Source organism: Brevundimonas sp. (genome assembly GCF_041648615.1).
Taxonomy (GTDB): domain Bacteria; phylum Pseudomonadota; class Alphaproteobacteria; order Caulobacterales; family Caulobacteraceae; genus Brevundimonas.
The window spans coordinates 41,542-60,691 of the sequence record NZ_JBAZOS010000015.1 but is presented as its reverse complement, the minus strand read 5'-3'; the positions used below and the strand labels follow the sequence as shown (position 1 = coordinate 60,691).

The window sequence follows — 19,150 nt, the reverse complement described above, 5'->3', positions numbered from 1 at the left end:
CATCGGCCTGCGCGGCTATGGCCAGCGCGATCCGCTGAACGAGTACAAGACCGAGGCCTTCAACCTGTTCGAGACGCTGCTGTACGAGCTGCGCCACAACGTCACCCGCTGGCTGATGACGGTCGAATTCCGCTTCGAACAGCCGGCCCCGATGGAGATGCCCGAGTTCCAGGAAATCCACCTGAACCCCGGCACCGGCGAGAACGAGATGTCCGACCCGCTGGCCCAGAACCCGGAAGGCCAGCTGACGGGCGACGACCGCGCCCGCCTGCCGGTCGATCTGCTGCCGGCCGGCTGGGAACGCACGCCGCGCAATTCCGACTGCCCCTGCGGCTCGGGCCGCAAGTTCAAACACTGCCACGGCAGCCTGATCTAGACGGCCGGACGAGACGGCCATCACCCGGACGGAGACCGACATGACGCCGAAGGCCGCGCCGGGGGTCCTCAGCGAGTCGTACTGGAACGACGCCGGCGGCGACGTCTGGGTCGAGCACCAGGCCTTGCTGGACCGGATCAACCAGCCCGTCGGCGATATCGTCGCCGAACGCGCCGATCCTGGCCCCGGGGCGCGGGTGCTGGATGTCGGATGCGGGGCCGGAGCGACCACCCTGGACATGGCGCGACGCGTGGGCCCCGAGGGACTCTCCACCGGCGTCGACGTTTCCGGGGCCTTGGTGGAGCTCGGCCGCCGGAGGGCCCGGGCGGCGGGCGTCGCCAACGTCGACTTCGTGCGCGCCGACGCGGGAACCCACGCGTTCGGCGAAGCGGCCTTCGAGGCCGCGATCTCCCGATACGGGGTCATGTTCTTCGAGGATCCGGACGCCGCCTTCGCCAATCTGCGCCGGGCCGTGCGGCCGGGCGGCGGACTCACCTTCGCCTGCTGGCGCGGCGCCGCTGAAAACCCCCTGTCCCTGGTCCCGCTGGAGGCGGCCGCGCCCTTCCTGCCGGAACCGCCCCGGATTCCCGCGGATGGTCCGGGCCGGTTCGCCTTCGCCGATCCGGACCGGGTCCGGGGCGTCCTCGACCGAAGCGGCTGGCGTCGGGTGGAGATCGAGCCGCTCGATGTCGCCACGCCGGTGTCCTTCGACGAGCTGATGATCCTCAGCCTGCGGCTGGGCCTGCTCTCCACCATTCTGCCGGGACAGGACGAGGCTGTGCGGCGACGGATCGCCGAGGCCGTGGCCGTCCGTCTGGAGGGCCATGTCGAGGATGGCATGGTCCCGATGACCGCCGCCTGCTGGCTGGTCACGGCCGTCGCCTGACGACTGGCGGCGTCCGGTCAGCCGTGCGAAACCGGCGCATGACCTGCAAGACCCTGTTCTCCCGCGCCCTGTCGCTGGACCCCGAGCGGCTGCATTTCGCGGCGCACAGCCATCACCTGTGGCCCGACGCCAGCTTCGACGGCCAGGTGCGGGCCTGGGTCGAGGCGAACAAATTCGCCGACCGCAAATGGGACCTGATCTTCGGCGAGGTCGTGCCGGAGGCCCAGGCGCATGTGGCGAAGGAGCTGAACCTGCCGTCGCCCGACACGGTGGTGTTCGCGCCCAACACCCACGACTTCCTGCTGCGCATCTTCTCCGGCTTCGAGACGAAGCCGGTCCGCATCCTGTCAACCGACGGCGAGTTCCATTCGTTCCGCCGTCAGGGCGAACGCTGGGAAGAGGCCGGCGAGGCGGTGGTGACGCGCGTCCCGCTGCACCCGTTCGAGACCTTCGACGACCGGTTCGTGGAAGCGGCGCAGAGCGGGGGATTCGACCTGATCGTGATCAGCCAGATCTTCTTCAGGACGGGCCAGGTGTTCGGCCGGATCGCCGATCTGGCGGCCCTGGCCGATCCGGCCGGGCCGTGGGTGATCGTCGACGGTTATCACGGCTTCATGGCCACCCCGACCGACCTGTCAGCGGTGGCGGACCGGATCTTCTACGTCACCGGCGGCTACAAATACGCCATGTCCGGCGAGGGGGCCGGCATTCTGCACGCGCCCGACGGCTTCTGCCCCCGTCCGGTCGAGACCGGCTGGTTCGCCGAGTTCGGCAATCTGATGGGGCCGCCCGAGGGCGTGCAGTACCGGGGCGACGCCGGCCGGTTCTGGGGCGCCACCTTCGAGGCGACGCCGCTGTACCGCTTCAACGGCGTGCGGCGGATGCTGGATGAGGCGGAGCAGACGACGGCGACGATCGCCGACCACGCCCGCGGCCTGATGCAGCGCTTCCAGGCGGCCGTCGGCGGCGGCGAGGCCGGACGGCTCGAGGGGGCGGAACTGCTGAACCCGGTGGGCAATGAAGCCGGCCGCGCGCGCTTTCTCGCCTTCCGTCACCCGGATGCACAGACGTGGCGCAAGCGCCTGCTGGACGCCAACGTCGTCACCGACGTGCGCGACGACGTCATCCGCTTCGGCTTCGGCCTGTACCAGGACGCGGATGATCTCGAACGGCTGATCGCGGCTTGCAAACGCGTTTTGTAGAGCGCAGCCAACATCCGTGCATCCCCGCGAAGGCGGGATGCACGGATCTGTTCAGCCCGGGTCGCTCAGAAAAACGTCGTGTCTTCCGTCTGCTTCGGTTCGGGCGGCTTGCGGGGAGCCGGAGGCGTCGTGGGGCGGGGCGCGATCGGCGCGGTCCCGGACGTCGGGACCGGCGCCACGCCGGCGGCCGGCGGAGTCGTCGGCAGGGTCGGGTAGGGCAGGCTTTCGGGGCTTCCGTCGCCCGGATATGCGGCGACGGCCGCCGGATCCCCGGGGGCGACGCCCGGCGTTTCGATCCGGTCCGGTGCGTCGAGATCGTCGCGGATGAAGGCCCACGACCGCGGGTCGGAACAGGCGCAGGCCTTCATGAAGCCTTCGCGGTCGCGCCAGAGGATCAGCGGATAGCGGGTCTGCAGGCCTTCCTCGTTGAGCTTTTCAGCCAGGCCGGCGGCGAAGCTGCGGCCGGCCTCGACCACCGCCCCGCGCGCCAGATTGCCGTCGGCGGCGGGAATGCCCGCGGCCGTCCAGTTGCGCACCGGCGTGGCGGTCCAGCGCTGGTACAGGGTCCAGTCGCGGGTCAGCCACAGCTCGGCGATGGTGGCGCGCTCGGCGGCGGTGGACTGGGCCAGACCCTCGCGGTCCGGACGGGCGAACAGAATGGTCCGTGCCTCGACGCCCGCGGCGCGCAGCTTGGGGATCTCCTCGCGCTCGTAGCGGGCCATGGCCGCCGAGTCGCGATAGCCGATGATGTAGAGCGGCTCGCCGCCCCCGCCCGCCGAGACCCAGGACGCCTCGTCCAGCAGGCGCTGGATTTCGGCCTGGTTGCGGGTCACCGTCACCGGCTGGAACCGCGCATAATAGGTCCAGTACGCCCAGTAGGCGACGCCCGCGAGGATCAGGCCGATGACGGCCGCCAGGGCCGACCAGATGAAAAAGCGACGCATTGGGGGGAGGCGCTCCAGCTTCACGGTTCGCAGAGGTTAACGCCTAGCACCGAATTGGGTTGTCGCGCACGCCTGTGAGGCGAGCGGTCAAGGGAAAGCGCGCATCGCGGCGACTGACCAACGCACGATAGTCTTGTCCTCCTGGTCGGCGCCGAGGCGGGCATAGAAGCGGCGAGCGTCCAGGTTGTCGGACTTGACCTCCCAGCGCGCGGCCAGCCCCTGCTCGGTCGCCAACTGGCCGAACCGGCGCATCAGGGCAGCGCCGGCTCCCAGACCCCGCACGGATTCGTCCACAAAGAGGTCATCGAGGTTCAGATAGTCGGCGCCGCGCCAGATGCCGTAGCAGCGAACCCAGGTCAGATAGCCGACATCCCGCCCGTCCCGTTCGGCCAGCAGGCAGCCGAAGGCCGGGGGGTCCGCAGCGAGCGCTTCAGCCAGACTGGCAGGGGTCGCGGCCAGCCAGGCCTCTTCCCCCTGATTCTCCGCAAGGCCGCACATGAGGCGATACAGGCTGGCGGCGTCAGCGGGCCCGGCGGCCCTGAGGGTCACGGGCTCCATCGAACATCACCCCATCGTGGGGATGACGAAGCTGGAGTCCGCGTGTTCCAGATCGCTGTCGGGCCAGCGGGCGGTCACCGTCTTGACCTTGGTCCAGAATTTCACCCCCTCCATGCCGTGCTGGTTGGTGTCGCCGAAGGACGAGCGCTTCCAGCCGCCGAAGGTGTGATAGGCGACCGGCACCGGGATCGGGACGTTGATCCCGACCATGCCGACGTTGACGCGGGCGGCGAAGTCGCGGGCCGCGCGGCCGTTCTGGGTGAAGATGGCGACGCCGTTGCCGTACTGGTGCTTCGACGGCAGCGACAGGGCTTCCTCGAAGCTGGCGGCGCGGACGATCTGCAGCACGGGACCGAAGATCTCCTCCTTGTAGGATTCCATCTCGGGCGTGACGTGGTCGAACAGCGACGGGCCGATGAAATAGCCGCGCTCGTGGCCCTGCAGCGAGAAGCCGCGGCCGTCGACGACCAGTTCGGCGCCGTCCTTCACGCCCTGCTCGATCCAGCCCTCGACGCGGGCCTTGTGCTGGGCCGTGACGACGGGGCCGTAGTGGGCGCCGGCGTCGGTCGAGACGCCGACCCGCATGGTCGGGATCTCGGCGATCATCCGTTCACGGAGTTCGTCGGCGGTTTTCTTGCCGACCGGCACCACGACCGGCAGGGCCATGCAGCGTTCGCCGGCCGAGCCGTAGGCGGCGCCCGACAGGTCCTTGATGACCTGGTCCATGTCGGCGTCGGGCAGGACGATGCCGTGGTTCTTGGCCCCGCCCATGGCCTGGACCCGCTTATGGTTGGCCGCGCCGGTCTGGTAGACATAGTGGGCGATGTCGGACGAGCCGACGAAGCTGACGGCGTGGACCAGCGGATGGGTCAGGATGGCGTCGACCGCCACCTTGTCGCCGTGCACGACGTTCAGCACGCCCGCGGGCGCGCCGGCTTCCATCATCAGCTCGGCCAGTCGCACCGGCACGGACGGATCGCGCTCCGAGGGCTTGAGGATGAAGGTGTTGCCGACGGCGATGGCGACGCCGAACATCCACATCGGGATCATGGCCGGGAAGTTGAACGGGGTGATGCCGGACACCACGCCCAGCGGCTGGCGCATCGAATAGACGTCGATCCCGGGGCCGGCGCCCCAGGTGTATTCGCCCTTCAGGGCGTGGGGGATGCCGCAGGCGAACTCGATCACTTCCAGACCGCGCTGGATGTCGCCCTTCGAGTCGGCGACGACCTTGCCGTGTTCAGACGACAGCAGTTCGGCCAGTTCGGTCATATTGGCCTCGACGAGGCGTTTGAACTCGAACATCACCCGCGCGCGGCGCTGGGGATTGGTCGAGGACCAGCCGTCGAAGGCGTGCCGGGCGGCCTGGACGGCGCGGTCCATCTCGGCGACCGAAGCCAGCTGCACCCGCGCCTGGATCTCGCCGGTGTTGGGATCGAACACGTCGGAGAAGCGGCCCGAGGCGCCGGTGAAGGAGGCGCCGTCGATGAAGTGGTGGATGTCGCGCATGATCGGAGCGTTTCCTGGATGGAGGCTTGTTCTGGTTGGCGCGCGGTTTAGCCCGACGGGTCCGCGCGCGCCAGTGTCAGACCGCCGCGTCGAACAGGGCGTCGCGCGCGACGTCGGCCTTGAGCATGGGGAAGAAGTGGGTCCCGCCCGGAACGGTCTCGACGGTGACATGGGGCAGGCCGCGCGGGGTCCCGCCGAGGCGGCAGGTCGAGCCGGCTTCGGCCTTCAGAATGCGGACGGGCCGGTCCAGCCGCCTGAGGGCGCGCCACGGATTGTGGCTCTGGGCCGCATAGTTGGAGGCTTCCCACGCCGGGTCGCAGGCCAGGACGAGGCCGTCGGCCGTCTCCGTCAGGCCGTCGGCCAGATAGTCGGCCAGCACCATTTCGGGCCAGCCCTTGAAGGCGCCGCGCCCGGCGTAGGCGGCCAGGGCCTGTTCCCGGCTCTCGAACACGGCGCGGCGGCGCAGGGCGTTGCGGACCATGGGAATGCGCGAGGCCAGCCGGTCGAAGATCGGCAGCTGGAAGGCGGCGACCGTCAGCCGGCTCCAGATCACCGGATCGAACAGGACCAGGCCGGCGACCCGCCCGGGCCGCTCCGCCGCGGCCAGAAGCGCGGAGGTCCCGCCCATCGAATGGCCGGCGAGGATCACGGGCGGTCCGTCGAGGGCGTCCAGCACGGCGATCAGGTCGTCGCGGTGGTCGTGCCAGTGACGCCGCCCGGCGAGGTCGGTGGGCAGGCGGGTTCCGCCGTGTCCGCGCAGGTCGGGGGCCCAGATCCTCAGGCTGCCGGACAGCGGCGCCAGCAGGGTGCGGTAGGTCATGGCGTTGAAGCCGTTGGCGTGGACGAAGACCAGATCGACGGGACGCGTCGCGTCGCCGAAATCCAGCACGCTCATGCGTCCCTCGCCCCACCGGTTGGAGACCGGCAGGCTCAGGCGACGGGGCGGGGAGAGCCGGATCGCGTCCATGCAGGGCAGATAGGCGATCGCCGGCCGCCGCGCCAGTTCACCCGGCGTCAGGTTCAGCCGTTGACGCAGGCCGGGCAGCGGCCGTGGGCCTCGATCGTGGTGCGGACGATGGCGTAGCCGGCGGCCTCGGCGGCCTTGCCCAGATCATTGGCGACCGGGGCGGACACCTCCTGCGTCGCGCCGCAGCAGTCGCAGATCAGGAAGGCGGCGGCATGATCGATGCCGCCCGATGTGCAGGCCACATAGGCGCTGATCGAGGCGATGCGGTGGGCCAGGCCCTTGCGCTCGAGGAACTCCAGCGCGCGGTAGACGGTCGGCGGCTTGGCCGGCTGGCCGTCCCCGCCGAAGCGGGCGATCAGGTCATAGGCCTTCACAGGTTCGCCGGCGGCCAGCAGCAGTTCCAGCACCCGCAGGCGGGCCGGCGTCATCCGCTCGCCCTCGGCGGTCAGGCGGCGGTCGGCCTCGCCCATGGCGCGGGCGACCTCGGCGGCGGCCGGCGGGCCGTCATCGTGATGGTGCTGGCAGGGCTCGCTCATGCGCCAAGAGCTAGGCTCTCGGCGGCGCCCCCGCAACAGGGCGGCTTGACGCGTTGTGATGTTATCTCGTAACACCGAGTCATCGTCTCTGTACCGGATCTCTCCATGTCGCTGTCCCTCGTGTCCCGCACCGCCCTGACCGCCGCCCTGGGCTGGGGCGTCATGTCCGGCGCCGCCGCCGCCCAGTCCGTCGCCGGGCCGCAGGAGCCGGCGACGGCCCTGGACGACGTCATCGTCACCGGCGCACCCTACGGCATCAGCGCGCGGGCCACGACCATCGCCACCACGGTGATCGACGAGGAGGCCCTGGCCACCGCCCCCGCCGCCTCGCTGGGCGATCTGGTCGCCGGCCTGCCGGGCATGCGCTCGACCGACTTCGCCCCCGGGGCCAGCCGCCCGGTGATCCGCGGCCTGTCGGGCCCGCGCGTCCAGGTGCTGACCAACGGCATCGGCCTGATCGACGCCAGTTCGGTGTCGCCCGACCACCAGGTGGCCACCGACCCGGCCGAGGCCAACCGCATCGAGATCGTGCGCGGGCCCGCCACCCTGGCCTACGGCGGCACGGCCATCGGCGGCGTGGTCAATGTGCTGGACAACCGCATCCCGACGGAAATGCCCGACGGCGTCGACGGGCTGGTGTCGGCCCAGACCTCCACCGTCGACCAGGGCTGGTCGACCTCCGCCCGCGCGACCTTCGGCCTCGGCCCGATCGCCATCAGCATCGACGGGGTGAAGAAGGAGGCGGACGACTATGACATTCCCTCGCCCGCCATCTCGCAGCGCCTGGCCGATGCCGAGGGAATCGCGCGTGGGCCGGGCGGGACCCAGCCCAACAGCTTCTCGGAACTGGAGAGCTGGGGCGTGGGCGCCTCGTGGATCGGCGCGCGCGGCTTCATCGGCGCCGCGTACAAGGACCTGTCCAGCACCTATGGCACCGTGGCCGAGCCGGACGTCTTCATCCAGCTGGAGCAGACCCGCGAGGACGCGCGCGGCGAGTTGCGGTTCGACGGCGGGCCGTTCCAGAAGCTGACCGGGTCCTACGGACACGCCGACTACACCCACACCGAATTCGAGGGGCCGGGCAATCCCGGCACCATCTTCCAGTCGGACGGCCAGGAGGCGCGGGCCGATCTGGTGCAGCGGACGCGCAACGGCTGGAACGGCGCCGTCGGGGTGCAGGCCCTGTCGCGCACCTTCGAGGCCATCGGCGCCGAAGCCTTCCTGCCCGCCAGCGATATCGAGGAGGCGGGCGTCTACACCGTCCAGCGGCTGGACCGGGCCGGCTGGGGACTGGAGGGCGGCCTGCGCTACGACCGGCGGACGGTGACGGCGACGCCGCTGTCGGGCGGATCGGAGATCGAGCGCGACTTCGGCAACTGGTCGGGCTCGGTCGCGGCCTTCATCAAGCCCACGACGACCCTGTTCCTGGGCCTGAGTCTGGCCCACAACGAACGGGCGCCCTCGGAAGTCGAACTGTTCGCCGACGGCCTGCACATCGCCACCGGCGTCTATGAAACCGGCGACCCGACTCTGGACAATGAGACGGTCACGACGCTGGAGGGCACGGTCCATTACTCGGCCGGCCGCTTCCAGGGCGACCTGCACGTCTACGCCTCGAAATACGACGGCTTCATCGACGAGCGCGACACGGGGGCGGTGTTCGTGGACGGCGGCGAGAGCTTCCCGATCTTCCAGTTCGTCCAGACCGGGGCCGAATTCCGCGGCTTCGAGGCCGAGGGCGAGTATGCGCTGTGGACCCGCGGCGACCGGTCGCTGAGCCTCGAAGGGGCCGTCGACTTCGTGGATGCGCAGACCGACCAGGGGCCGGCGGCGCGTATTCCGCCCTGGAGCGCGACGGCGCGTCTGGCCTGGAGCTCGACCCCGTTCGACGCCGCGCTGGAGGTTCGGCGCGTCGGCGAACAGGACGAGCTGGCGGCCTATGAGCTGGGCACCGACGGCTACACCATGGTCAATCTGTCGGGCGTCTGGCGGCCCTTCGCCGACAAGGGCGTGACCCTCTTCGCCGAGGGCCACAACCTGACCGACGAGGAAGCCCGCGAACACGTCAGCTTCCTGAAGGATGTCGCGCCCCTGCCGGGCCGGAACCTCAGGGTCGGCGTCGCCTACCGGTTCTGAGGTCCGTTAACCGCATCGGACGCCCGGGGCGCGAGCCGGTTTGCGGCGCCCGGGCGACTAGGCTAGAAGCGCGCTTCCCTCATTTCAGAGCCTGATCGCGTTCATGACCGACACCACCGCCGCCTCGCCCCTGTCCGGCAATGTCCTGTTCTACGCCCAGCCCGAGCCGCTGTCCCTGGACGCGCACGCGAAACTCGGCGTCGATCCGGTCGAGAAGCCCTACGCCTTCGTCGCCCAGACCAATCTGGTGCCGGTGATGGTGACCGAATTCGCGCCGGCGGCCCTGTCCTATCCGGTGATTTTCGTCGGCGAGAACAAGCAGCCGGTGGCCGTCATGGCCCTGCGCGCCGGCGAGAACCTGTTCGTCAGCGACGACGGCGAGTTCCGGGCCGAGGCCTACATCCCGGCCTATGTCCGCCGCTATCCGTTCGTCTTCGCCAATGACGACGCCCAGAACCGCATGATCCTGTGCGTCGACCGCGCCGCGCCCTTCATCAAGGAAGGCGGCGCCACGCCCCTGTTCGTCGACGGCCAGCCCTCGCCCTACACCCAGCAGGCGATGGAGTTCTGCAACAATTTCGAGCAGGAACGCCTGCGCACCGAGGCCTTCCTGACCCTGCTGAAGGACCTGGACCTGCTGGACACGCGCGAGGCCGTCTTCACGCCGCGCAACCCGGACGGCACGGCCGCAGAGCCGCAGAAGATCGCCGAATATTATGCGGTCTCGGAAGACAAGCTGAAGGCCCTGCCGGCCAAGAAACTGGCCGAACTGCGCGACAACGGCGCCCTGGGCCAGATCTACGCCCATCTGGTGTCGCTGCTGGGCTGGGATCGCCTGATCGCCATGGCCTTCCAGAAGGCCGCCGCTTCGCAGCCGGTCGCCGGAAACGCCTGAGAAACGGGCAGCAGGCAGTAGGTCTCAGGCAGTAGGGCGGTCCGCCACCTTCACTGCTACCGCCTACTGCCTACGACCTAACCCCTACCTTCGCGCCAGCAGAGCCCGCGTCAGGCACGAGAACACCAGCCGCCCCGCCTCGTCGAGCAGGTCGTGCTGGGCGATGACGATGCCCTTTTCATCGCCGACCGGGTCCTTGCCCATCACCGTCATGCGGCCGCGCATCAGCTCGCCGGCCGGGGGATTGCGCATGAAGCGCAGGCCGTCGACGGCCAGCACCTTGGACTGTGCCCAGCCGGCGGCCTTGTCGGCGAAGATGCGGCTCCACAGGGCGTAGACCATGGCGTCGGGCGCGCCGTACGAGACGTCCCAGCCCGGCGAGAAGCGCTCGACGAACACGTCCAGCGCCGCCGGGTCGACCATGCAGGCGCCCAGGGAAATGACTTCGCCGACGCCCATGTCTTCGAAATGGACGTGCAGGGGTTCAGTCATGTCGAGGTCCCGGTCAGCCCGCGGGTTCTTCGGATACGCGGACCAGCAGCTTGCCGTCATGGTCGCCCGTGAACAAGCGGTTCAGCGAACCCACGGCGCCTTCCAGTCCGTCGTCGACGTGGACCTTCCACTTCACCGTGCCGTCCGCCAGCCACGGACCCATTTCGGCGACCATCTCGCGGCCGCGGTGGGCGTAGTCGAGGACCAGGAAGCCCTGGATGTTCAGCCGGTGGGTGATGATGCGCGAGAAGTTCGGCGAAGGCGGCGCCTTGGTCGCGTTGTAGGCCGAGATCAGGCCGCAGACGGCCATGCGGCCGTGGGTCTTCAGCCGGTTGAAGACGGCGATCATGATGTCGCCGCCCACGTTCTCGAAATTCAGGTCGACGCCGTCGGGGGCCAGGCGGTCCAGCGCCTCTCCCACGTCCTCATTCTTGTAGTCGATGGCCGCGTCGAAGCCGAGTTCTTCGGTCAGCCAGCGGCATTTGTCGGGGCCGCCGGCGATGCCGATGACGCGGCAGCCGCGGGCCCTGGCCACCTGGCCCGCGATCGAGCCCACGGCCCCGGCGGCGGCGGAGATGACGAGGGTCTCGCCGGCCTTGGCCTTGAGCACGTCGGTGACGCCGAAATAGGCGGTCATTCCGGTCATGCCCAGGACGCTGAGGTTGGCGGTCAGGGGCATGCCGGGGGCGCGGTGCACCGGGCGAAGCTCCATCTCGTTGACGACGGCGTAGTCGGACCAGCCGCCCGACAGGGGGGTGACGATGTCGCCGGCCCGGAAGCGGCTGGAGCGGCTTTCCTCGACCACGCCCAGGGTCAGGCCCCGCATCACCCCGCCGATCGGCACCGGCGGCAGATAGCCCTCGGCGTCGTTCATCCAGGTGCGGTTGGTGGGGTCCAGCGACAGATAGACGGTGCGGACCAGCACCTGCGATTCCTTCAGCGCGGGCACCGGCGCCTCGACCAGCTCCAGATCGCCGGCCTTGATCAGACCCCTGGGCCGCTGACGCAGCACCCACTGACGATTGACGCGAGCCATGGCGATCTCCGGGTTTTCTTTCTGAACTCGCGCATAGTCAGCAAGCGGGCCCGGCTGTCCAGCCGGGGCAAAGAAAAAGGCGGACCGTTTCCGGTCCGCCTGAAAGTCGCGTCATCGAGAATGAGGCGCGGAGGCGACAGACTGACTTTCGTCAGTCTCAAGTCGGGGGGGCGTCGCCGCCTCCGCATTTCGATAACGGGGGTTTCGCCGCCGGGTTCCAGCGCGCCGAACGAATTTTTCGCGCGGACGGCGAGCCCGGAACGGCTACGCTGGACCGCGCGTTCATCCGGCTGACCCAATGCATCGACGGAGCCGAGCCATGACCCATGAATCCCCCCACGACAAGGCCGCCGACGCGGTACACGAGGGCCGTCCGGTCGAGGCCCAGTACGTCCGCGGCGGGCGCGGCGGCAAGCGCATCCTGACCCTGCTGGTGATCTCGCTCGCCGCTGTGGCCATACTGCTGCTGGGCATGTGGTTCGTCAGCCAGGGCGGCTTCGCCGACACCAACGCCAACAATGGCGAGCAGGCGGTCGACGCCCAGGCCTTCCAGGGCGAGGGGGGCTCCGACATCCCCTCCGCCGACGCCCCGACGGCCCGGGGCGGCCAGCCGACCCGTCCGGCGACCGGCGAAGCGCCCAACGTCAATGCGCCGACGGTCCCCTCGACCACGACCGACTAGGCCTCGCGGACAACAAAAAAGCCCCGGTCCTGCGACCGGGGCTTTTCCTTGTCCGGGGAAGAAGGCTTACGCCGCCGCCTTCTGGCGCGACGGGTGGAAGAACAGCGCCTGGCTGATCGCCGCCTTCACCGTTTCCGGCTGGAAGGGCTTGGTGATCAGGAAGGTCGGCTCGGGCCGCTCGCCGGTCAGCAGCCGCTCGGGGAAGGCGGTGATGAAGATCACCGGCACGTCGATCCGCTTGAGGATGTCCTTGACCGCATCGATGCCCGACGAGCCGTCGGCCAGCTGGATGTCGGCCAGCACGAGGCCAGGACGATGGCGGGCGACGGCGTCGACAGCCTCGTCATGGGTGGTGGCGGTGCCGGTGACGCGATGGCCCAGCTCCTTCACCAGGCTTTCGATGTCGGCCGAGATGATGGCCTCGTCCTCGATGATCAGCACATCGGTGGCCAGTTCCGCGTCGATGTCGGACTGGGCCTCGCCGATCAGCCGCTCCACGTCGAAGGCGTCGGCGTCCAGGATCTGGGCGGCTTCGGACGGGGTGAAGCCCTCCAGCGCGGTCAGCAGGAAGGCCTGGCGCGAGCGCGGGGCGATCCGCATCAGGCGGCGCGAGGCGTCGTCGGTCCGGGCGTCCAGGCCGCTCTTGTCTTCCAGCTGGGCGCCGGTGGTGGTCCAGATGGCGTGGAAGACATGATACAGGGCGACCCGCGGCGTCATGTCGGCGGGCAGCTGCCGCTCGCCGGCGGCGAGGGCCTCGAGAGCGACGCGGACATAGTTGTCCCCGGTGGTCTGATCGCCGGTCAACGCCCGGGCGTAACGGCGAACATACGGCAGATGCGGCGCAAGACGGGCCAGCAGACTCATTTAGCAAAATCCCCGACAGATGAGGTCCAACGATTTGAACCTCGGCAGTTTCGGTCAACGTATCAAATGGGCCACGGTTCCCGACTTGACCAGCAAGCTTGAGCATTAATCGTCCGTCACCTAGGAACCGGCCCTGCCGAGTGGCGTTTGGCCAGTCGCAACAAGCATTTTGTCAGGGTGGCGGCCGTTATATCGATGACAGAGAATTCCAATCCGCCGGGCAAGAGCCCGCCCAAGGGCGGCGCGAGCCTGGAGGAAGCGCGGCTTCGTCAGCAGGCCATTGGCGTGAAGCTGCGCCATATGTTCGACGAGATCGTCAATGAGCAGGTGCCGGACGAGTTCCTGGATATCCTGCGCCGCGCCGACGAGCGTTCGTCGGGCGGAGACGGCGCATGAGCGGTGCGACCAACCCGCCGCCCAAGCCTCCCTCAGCCGACGATGAAGCTTTCAAACGGGAGCTGGTCGCGCTGATCCCGCATCTGCGCGCCTTCGCCCGCACGCTGACCGGCGATCCGACCGCCGCGGACGACCTCGCGCAGGACGCCATGATGAAGGCCTGGGACGCCCGGGCCAGCTATCAGATGGGCACCAATATGAAGGCCTGGACCTTCATGATCCTGCGCAACCAGTTCTATTCCGAGAAGCGCCGCTCGTGGCGCCAGTCGCAACTGGATCAGGAGGCCGCGGAACGGACCCTGGTCGCGGTCGACGACCCCGAATCCCCGGTGGCCCTGGATGAGCTCCGCCTCGCCCTGGCCACCCTGCCGGAAGAGCAGCGCGAGGCGCTGATCCTGGTCGGCGCCGGCGGCTTCGCCTATGAAGAGGCCGCCGAGATCTGCCAGTGCGCGGTGGGGACGGTGAAAAGCCGCGTCTCCCGCGCCCGCAAGGCCCTGCAGGCCACACTTGAAAAGGGCGGCTACGCCCGTGACGGCCGCGCGGCGGGCGACGCCATGCGCTCCATCCTGGCCGCCGCCGATCGCCTGAGCAGCGTCCGGCAAGGCTGACCGGATGGTCCGGTTGGGACGGATTCTGGCCGGAAGGATGGGCCGCCCCCGGCGCCCGTCGCGGTTCGTCGGCATCCGCTTCCGGCTGGGCTCGGCGATGGCGATCGCCCTGCTGCCCATCCTGGTGCTGGGCGCCTTTCAGGCCCAGTCCGCCTTCAGCGCCCAGGATGTCGAGCGGCGCTCGGACCTGCAACTGGCCGCCGAGCGGACTGCGGCCAACGCCAAATCCCATCTCGACAGCACCGGGGTGCTGCTTCAGGCCCTGCGCCCGGAGGCCCTGGAGGTGTTCTGCGAACCCCGCCTGACCGATCTGGTCGAGCGGCTCGAGGATCTCGACGGGCTGGCGCGGCTCACGGCGACCGGCGTCACCACCTGCGCCTCCCGGGGGCTCCGTCAGGCGTCGCCCCCCTGGCTGGTGCAGGCTCCGGACAGCCCGTGGTTCCTCCGGCTCAAGGGCGGGGAGGGGATGGTGCTGGCGCGCGCGCCGGCCGCCGCCGGGCGGTCTCCCGGTCTGATCGTCGCGATCCGGCTGGAGCGGCCGCTGGGCGCCTTCGACGGCGCCATGGTGGCGCTGCTGCCCCTGGCCAGCCTGCAGCCCGACGTCGACGACCCCGCCCTGCCGGAAGGGTCGCAGGCGGCCCTGACCGACGGCGACGGACGTCTGCTCACGGCCACCGAGGCGGACGCCTTCGTCCTGTCCGGCGGCCAGAGCCTGACCGGCTGGGTCGGTCGGGCGCGGTCGGGGGCCTCGGCGATCTTCGAGGCCGATGACGCCCTGGGCCGTCACCGCGTCTACGCCGGCGCGGCCCTCGCCGGCCGCGACGTCTACGCCCTGCTGTCCGCGCCCGCGCCCGGCCTGTTGTCCTGGGCCCGGCTGAACCCGGTCGGGGCCCTGTTGGTGCCGCTGCTGGCCTGGTTCATCGCCTTCGGGGCGGTGATGCTGGTCAGCGAGCGGATCGTCATCCGCTGGCTGAACTATCTGGAGCGGATCGCCGCCATCTACGCGCGCGGGCGGTTCAATGTGCGTCCGCTGCAGGCCATGAACGCCCCGGCCGAAATTCGCGCCCTGGCCCGGACCCTGGACGAGCTGGCGGAGTCGATCGTCACCCGCGACGCCGCCCTGACCGCCTCGCTGGCCGAGAAGGACGCGCTGATGCGCGAGATCCACCATCGGGTGAAGAACAATCTGCAGATCATCTCGTCGCTGCTGTCGATGCAGCAGCGGGCCCTGACGGACCCGGCGTCGAAGGCGGCGGTGGGCGACACGCGCCAGCGCATCTCGGCCCTCGCCCTGATCTATCGCACCCTCTACCAGAGCGACGACCTGCGCTACGCCGACGCCCGCATCTTCCTGACCGAACTGGTCGGCCAGCTGGTGGCCAGCGAGGCCGGGCGGGGCATCGTCGTCACCTCCTCGGTCGAGGCGGACTCCCTGGTCGTCGACCCCGACAAGCTGGCGCCCCTGGCCCTGTGGCTGGTCGAGGCCGTCACCAACGCCCAGAAACACGCCTTCGCGGGTCGGGGCGGCGCCCTCCAGGTCCGCTTCCATGTGCGCGGCGACAAGAGCGTGCTGGAGGTCCAGGACGACGGGCCGGGGGTCAGCGAGACCTTCCGCGCCGGCGTCGGGCGGACCCTGATGGGCGCCTTCGCCAAACAGCTGCGGGGCGAGGTCGAGATGGTTCCGGCCGAGGGCGGCGGGACCATCGCCCGGCTGGTGTTCGCCACCCCGGAAGCGGTGGTTCCGACGGATCCCGCCGACCTGGGAACCTGAGCCGGGCGGGGACGTTGTTATGGCAGACACCGCCTCCCCGGTTTCTGGAGTGATCCCCATGCGCAAGATTTTCGTTCTGTTCGCCGCCGCCGCCGCCCTGACCACCGCCGCCTGCAACACCGTGTCCGGCGTCGGCCGTGACGCCTCGGCCGCCGGCGACGCCGTGACCACCGCCGCGGAAGACGCCAAGAACTAGTTACAAGGTTCCCGACCGCGTTTCCCCCCCGACGCGCGGATCGGTTGAAGGAGGCCCGCCAGCATCCCCCCGCTGGCGGGCTTTCGCTTGTCCGGGCCCTGCTGGAGCCTTGCGTGTCCGCCCCGGACGGCTAGCATCCCCGCACAGGCGTCCGCAGAGGCGCCGGACCAAAGCGGGGGTGAACGATGACGGAAGCGATGGACGCGAGGGCGGAGCCGGGTCTCAGGACGGTGGTGGTGGCCTCGGCCGCGGGGACCGCGTTCGAATGGTATGATTTCTTCGTCTTCGGCTCGCTGGCCACGGTGATCGCCCGCCACTATTTCGCCGACGCCGGCGAGACGGTCGCCTACATCCTCGCCCTGCTGACCTTCGGCCTCGGCTTCGTGGTGCGACCCCTGGGCGCGCTGGTGTTCGGCTGGTTCGGCGACCGCACGGGGCGCAAGACCACCTTCCTGGTCACCATCACCCTGATGGGCCTGGCCACCGTGGCCATCGGCCTGCTGCCCGACTATGGCCAGATCGGCCTGGCGGCGCCCATCCTGCTGCTGGTCATGCGGGTGCTGCAGGGCTTCGCCCTGGGCGGGGAATACGGCGGCGCGGCCATCTATGTCGCCGAGCATTCGCCGCCGAAGAGGCGCGGCCTGCTGACCGGCTGGATCCAGACCACGGCCGCCTTCGGCCTGATCGGGGCGCTGGCGGTCATCCTGATCACGCGCCGGATCGTCGGGGTCGAGGCCTTTGACGAATGGGGCTGGCGCATCCCGTTCCTGCTCTCGGCCCTGCTGCTGGCGGTGTCGCTGTGGATCCGGCTGAAGCTGAACGAGAGCCCGGCCTATCAGCGCATGGAGGCCGAGGGCGGCGAGCGGCGCGCGCCCTACAAGGAGGCCTTCTTCCGGTGGGGCAACGGTCGCTTCGTGCTGATCGCCCTGTTCGGCATCATGATCGCCCAGGGGGCGGTCTGGTACTGCGGCTATTTCTACACGCGGTTCTTCATGGAGCGGGTGCTCAAGATCGACACCAACACCGTCGATCAGCTGGTGCTGGCGGTGACCGTGGCCTCGGCGGGGCTGTACGTCTTCTTCGGCTGGCTGTCGGACCGGCTGGGGCGCAAGCCGGTGATGCTGTTCGGCATGGTCCTGGCGCTGGTCGCCTTCTTCCCCGGCTTCCAGGCCCTGACGAAGGCGGCCAATCCGGCCCTGGCGGAGGCCCAGGCCTCGTCGCCGGTGACGGTGATCGCCGATCCCGCCACCTGCGCCCTGCAGTTCGACCCGATCGGCAAGGCGGCCTTCGCCAGTTCCTGCGACATCGCCAAGAGCGTGCTGTCGAACGCCGGCGTCTCCTACGGCAACGCCGAGGCCATCCCGGGCTCGGTCGCCGCGGTCCGGATCGGCGGCGCGGAGGTTGCTTCGGTCGAGGGGGCCGGCATGAGCTCCGCCGCGCTGAAGGCGGCCCGCGCCGGGGTCGAAACGCGCGTCAAGGCGGCCCTCGCCGAGGCCGGCTATCCGGCGAAGGCCGATCCGGCGCGGATCAACATGCCGCTGGTGTTCGGCATACTGATGATCTTCATGGTCGCGGCGACGGCCCTGTACGGCCCCCAGGCGGCGGCCCTGGTCGAGCTGTTCCCGACGCGGGTGCGCTATACGGCGATGAGCCTGCCCTACAACATCGGCACCGGCTGGGTGGGCGGACTGTTGCCCGCCGCCAGCTTCGCCCTCGTGGCCTGGTCGGGGAACATCTATTTCGGCCTCTGGTACTCGGTCGGCTTCACCGTCGTGGCGGTGATCGTCAGCCTGCTGTGGCTGCCGGAAACGAAGGGTCGCGACCTGGACGCCATCAAGACCTGACATGAACCGGCGCCTGAAATCGCTGGTCTGGCCGCTGACGGTGCTCGCCGTCGGGGCCCTGGCGAGCTGGGCGGCGGAGACGGCCGTCGGTCGGTTTCAGGCCTATAGTGTCTATGGTTTGGCGCGACCGGTCGCTGACCTGCTGCTGGTCATCGGCGGCCTGTGGCTGGTCGTCACCCTGATCCGGCTGGCTTCCGGCCGGTCGACCCGGTCGGACTGAACCTCAGGCGAAGACCCAACCCGCGGTCCCGTCGGCCTCATCGGAGGGAGGTTGTCCGCGACCGCCGGGCCGCACGGTCCGGATCGCCCGCACCGCGCCGCGCCGTCGCTCCGTCAGTCGCGTCACGACCGCTCGCGCCCGCGCAACAACGACCGTCCGCAGCGGGCGAAGCCGCGTTCCCGCCGCCAGCAGGCTGATCGCCATGACGGCTTCCAGATAGACCAGCACGTCCCCGGCCAGCAGCAGGGCCATTTCCAGCGGCGCCAACTGGATCAGCATCAGCGCGCCGCCGATGATCAGGACGGACCGCACGGCCGGGCCGGAGAAGGTCCATACCAACTTATCCATGACCCGGCCGCGCGTCGGCGCATGGAGGGCGCTGGCCACGGCGATGACGCAGAGCAGGGCCGGAATGAAGGGCAGGCCGTGCGCCGCCAGACCGGACAGGGTCATCAGGGCCAGTCCCGCCGCCGCCAGGAGCCACAGGCCCGTCGTCTTCCAGCTATCCATGGGTCCCCCGAACGTCGTCGTCGTTTCGCAAATGGCGGCGAGCCCGGACAGCGCAAGGGGTCAGGCCTCGGCGACGGCCTTCCAGCCCTCGGCGACGGCGTCGACGGCGTGGCGCAGGCGGGCGCGATGCTTGTCGAAGAACATCTCGCCGCGCAGGCCCGAGAAGATGAAGCCGTTGGCGGCGATGCAGGCGCCTGGATCTTCCAGCGGCGTAATCTCGAAATAGCGCACCGAGCGCGACCACAGGCCCCGGTTCTCGGTCCAGACCAGCTGGGCCTCGGGCTGCCAGTCGCCGACGCGAACGGCGGCGCGGCGCTCGGGCAGGCCCTCGATCCCCTCGGTCAGGGCGATGCCGCCGCCGAAGGCGATGGTCCCCTCGACCGCCCGCTCGACCGGGTTCCAGCGGTCCCAGCCGGGCAGGTCGGCGATCAGGGCCCAGAGCTGTTCGGGCGTGGCGCGCACGCCGATGCGGCGTTCGATACGGGCGGTTTCCATGGCCCCGATCTGACACGGCTTTCGGAC

Annotated in this window: 22 protein-coding genes; 12 read left to right on the top strand and 10 right to left on the bottom strand. The window is 69.8% G+C overall.

Annotated features, from left to right (window positions below):
- From WC555_RS07965 to WC555_RS07955, 3 genes are all read left to right on the top strand, one after another.
- Nucleotides 1-376, top strand: a 376-nt coding sequence (locus WC555_RS07965) for an SEC-C metal-binding domain-containing protein (RefSeq protein ID WP_373252749.1), incomplete at its 5' end; no start/stop codon positions are given.
- A gap of 40 nt (nt 377-416) precedes the next feature.
- Complete coding sequence (locus WC555_RS07960; protein ID WP_373252748.1) at nt 417-1,262, top strand: class I SAM-dependent methyltransferase; 846 nt, start codon at nt 417-419, stop codon at nt 1,260-1,262.
- A gap of 38 nt (nt 1,263-1,300) precedes the next feature.
- Complete coding sequence (locus WC555_RS07955) at nt 1,301-2,464, top strand: aminotransferase class V-fold PLP-dependent enzyme (protein ID WP_373252747.1); 1,164 nt, start codon at nt 1,301-1,303, stop codon at nt 2,462-2,464.
- Between the two features lie 65 nt (nt 2,465-2,529).
- Here the strand turns inward: WC555_RS07955 and WC555_RS07950 are convergent, their stop codons facing one another.
- The 5 genes from WC555_RS07950 to WC555_RS07930 form a co-directional block, all read right to left on the bottom strand.
- Entirely contained in the window at nt 2,530-3,408 is an 879-nt protein-coding gene (locus WC555_RS07950) for a hypothetical protein (RefSeq protein WP_373252746.1), read from the bottom strand.
- A gap of 87 nt (nt 3,409-3,495) precedes the next feature.
- Nucleotides 3,496-3,957, bottom strand: coding sequence for an N-acetyltransferase family protein (locus WC555_RS07945; protein ID WP_373252745.1), 462 nt, complete (start codon nt 3,955-3,957; stop codon nt 3,496-3,498).
- Nucleotides 3,958-3,972: 15 nt separating this feature from the next.
- Nucleotides 3,973-5,475, bottom strand: a complete 1,503-nt coding sequence (locus tag WC555_RS07940) for a CoA-acylating methylmalonate-semialdehyde dehydrogenase (RefSeq protein WP_373252743.1) — start codon at nt 5,473-5,475, stop codon at nt 3,973-3,975.
- A 76-nt stretch (nt 5,476-5,551) separates the two neighbouring features.
- Nucleotides 5,552-6,442 (bottom strand): alpha/beta hydrolase, encoded by an 891-nt coding sequence (locus WC555_RS07935; RefSeq protein ID WP_373252742.1) that lies wholly within the window; start codon nt 6,440-6,442, stop codon nt 5,552-5,554.
- 53 nt (nt 6,443-6,495) lie between these two features.
- The gene (locus tag WC555_RS07930; protein ID WP_373252740.1) at nt 6,496-6,978 is read right to left on the bottom strand and encodes a Fur family transcriptional regulator; all 483 of its coding nucleotides are present in this window, start codon (nt 6,976-6,978) and stop codon (nt 6,496-6,498) included.
- Nucleotides 6,979-7,083: 105 nt separating this feature from the next.
- Between WC555_RS07930 and WC555_RS07925 the strand changes: the two genes are divergently transcribed.
- Both WC555_RS07925 and WC555_RS07920 read left to right on the top strand, forming a co-directional pair.
- Nucleotides 7,084-9,114, top strand: coding sequence for a TonB-dependent receptor (locus WC555_RS07925; protein WP_373252738.1), 2,031 nt, complete (start codon nt 7,084-7,086; stop codon nt 9,112-9,114).
- Nucleotides 9,115-9,217: 103 nt separating this feature from the next.
- A complete protein-coding gene (locus WC555_RS07920) occupies nt 9,218-10,009 on the top strand; it encodes a SapC family protein (RefSeq protein WP_373252736.1) in 792 nt (263 codons plus the stop codon).
- 84 nt (nt 10,010-10,093) lie between these two features.
- Here the strand turns inward: WC555_RS07920 and WC555_RS07915 are convergent, their stop codons facing one another.
- Complete coding sequence (locus WC555_RS07915) at nt 10,094-10,501, bottom strand: acyl dehydratase (RefSeq protein WP_373252734.1); 408 nt, start codon at nt 10,499-10,501, stop codon at nt 10,094-10,096.
- 13 nt (nt 10,502-10,514) lie between these two features.
- Nucleotides 10,515-11,537 (bottom strand): NADP-dependent oxidoreductase, encoded by a 1,023-nt coding sequence (locus WC555_RS07910; RefSeq protein ID WP_373252733.1) that lies wholly within the window; start codon nt 11,535-11,537, stop codon nt 10,515-10,517.
- A 319-nt stretch (nt 11,538-11,856) separates the two neighbouring features.
- Between WC555_RS07910 and WC555_RS07905 the strand changes: the two genes are divergently transcribed.
- Nucleotides 11,857-12,219, top strand: a complete 363-nt coding sequence (locus WC555_RS07905; protein WP_373252731.1) for a hypothetical protein — start codon at nt 11,857-11,859, stop codon at nt 12,217-12,219.
- Between the two features lie 66 nt (nt 12,220-12,285).
- On the opposite strand, the gene WC555_RS07900 is transcribed toward WC555_RS07905, so the two are convergent.
- Nucleotides 12,286-13,083, bottom strand: coding sequence for a response regulator (locus WC555_RS07900; protein ID WP_373252729.1), 798 nt, complete (start codon nt 13,081-13,083; stop codon nt 12,286-12,288).
- 195 nt (nt 13,084-13,278) lie between these two features.
- Here WC555_RS07900 and WC555_RS07895 point away from each other — a divergent pair, with 195 nt between their 5' ends.
- From WC555_RS07895 to WC555_RS07870, 6 genes are all read left to right on the top strand, one after another.
- Nucleotides 13,279-13,479, top strand: coding sequence for a NepR family anti-sigma factor (locus WC555_RS07895; protein ID WP_373252753.1), 201 nt, complete (start codon nt 13,279-13,281; stop codon nt 13,477-13,479).
- Complete coding sequence (locus WC555_RS07890; protein WP_373252727.1) at nt 13,476-14,087, top strand: sigma-70 family RNA polymerase sigma factor; 612 nt, start codon at nt 13,476-13,478, stop codon at nt 14,085-14,087. Before WC555_RS07895 ends, WC555_RS07890 begins: the two co-directional genes overlap by 4 nt.
- A 37-nt stretch (nt 14,088-14,124) precedes the next feature.
- Nucleotides 14,125-15,858 (top strand): sensor histidine kinase, encoded by a 1,734-nt coding sequence (locus WC555_RS07885; RefSeq protein WP_373252725.1) that lies wholly within the window; start codon nt 14,125-14,127, stop codon nt 15,856-15,858.
- 58 nt (nt 15,859-15,916) lie between these two features.
- Entirely contained in the window at nt 15,917-16,054 is a 138-nt protein-coding gene (locus WC555_RS07880) for an entericidin EcnA/B family protein (RefSeq protein WP_373252723.1), read from the top strand.
- Nucleotides 16,055-16,239: 185 nt separating this feature from the next.
- Entirely contained in the window at nt 16,240-17,898 is a 1,659-nt protein-coding gene (locus WC555_RS07875; RefSeq protein WP_373252721.1) for an MFS transporter, read from the top strand.
- Between the two features lies 1 nt (nt 17,899).
- On the top strand, nt 17,900-18,118 hold the full coding sequence (locus WC555_RS07870) for a hypothetical protein (protein ID WP_373252719.1): 219 nt from the start codon (nt 17,900-17,902) through the stop codon (nt 18,116-18,118).
- A 3-nt stretch (nt 18,119-18,121) separates the two neighbouring features.
- On the opposite strand, the gene WC555_RS07865 is transcribed toward WC555_RS07870, so the two are convergent.
- Together WC555_RS07865 and WC555_RS07860 are read right to left on the bottom strand one after the other, a co-directional pair.
- Nucleotides 18,122-18,628, bottom strand: coding sequence for a hypothetical protein (locus WC555_RS07865; protein ID WP_373252718.1), 507 nt, complete (start codon nt 18,626-18,628; stop codon nt 18,122-18,124).
- Between the two features lie 60 nt (nt 18,629-18,688).
- Entirely contained in the window at nt 18,689-19,123 is a 435-nt protein-coding gene (locus tag WC555_RS07860; RefSeq protein WP_373252716.1) for an SRPBCC family protein, read from the bottom strand.
- Nucleotides 19,124-19,150 lie beyond the last annotated feature (27 nt).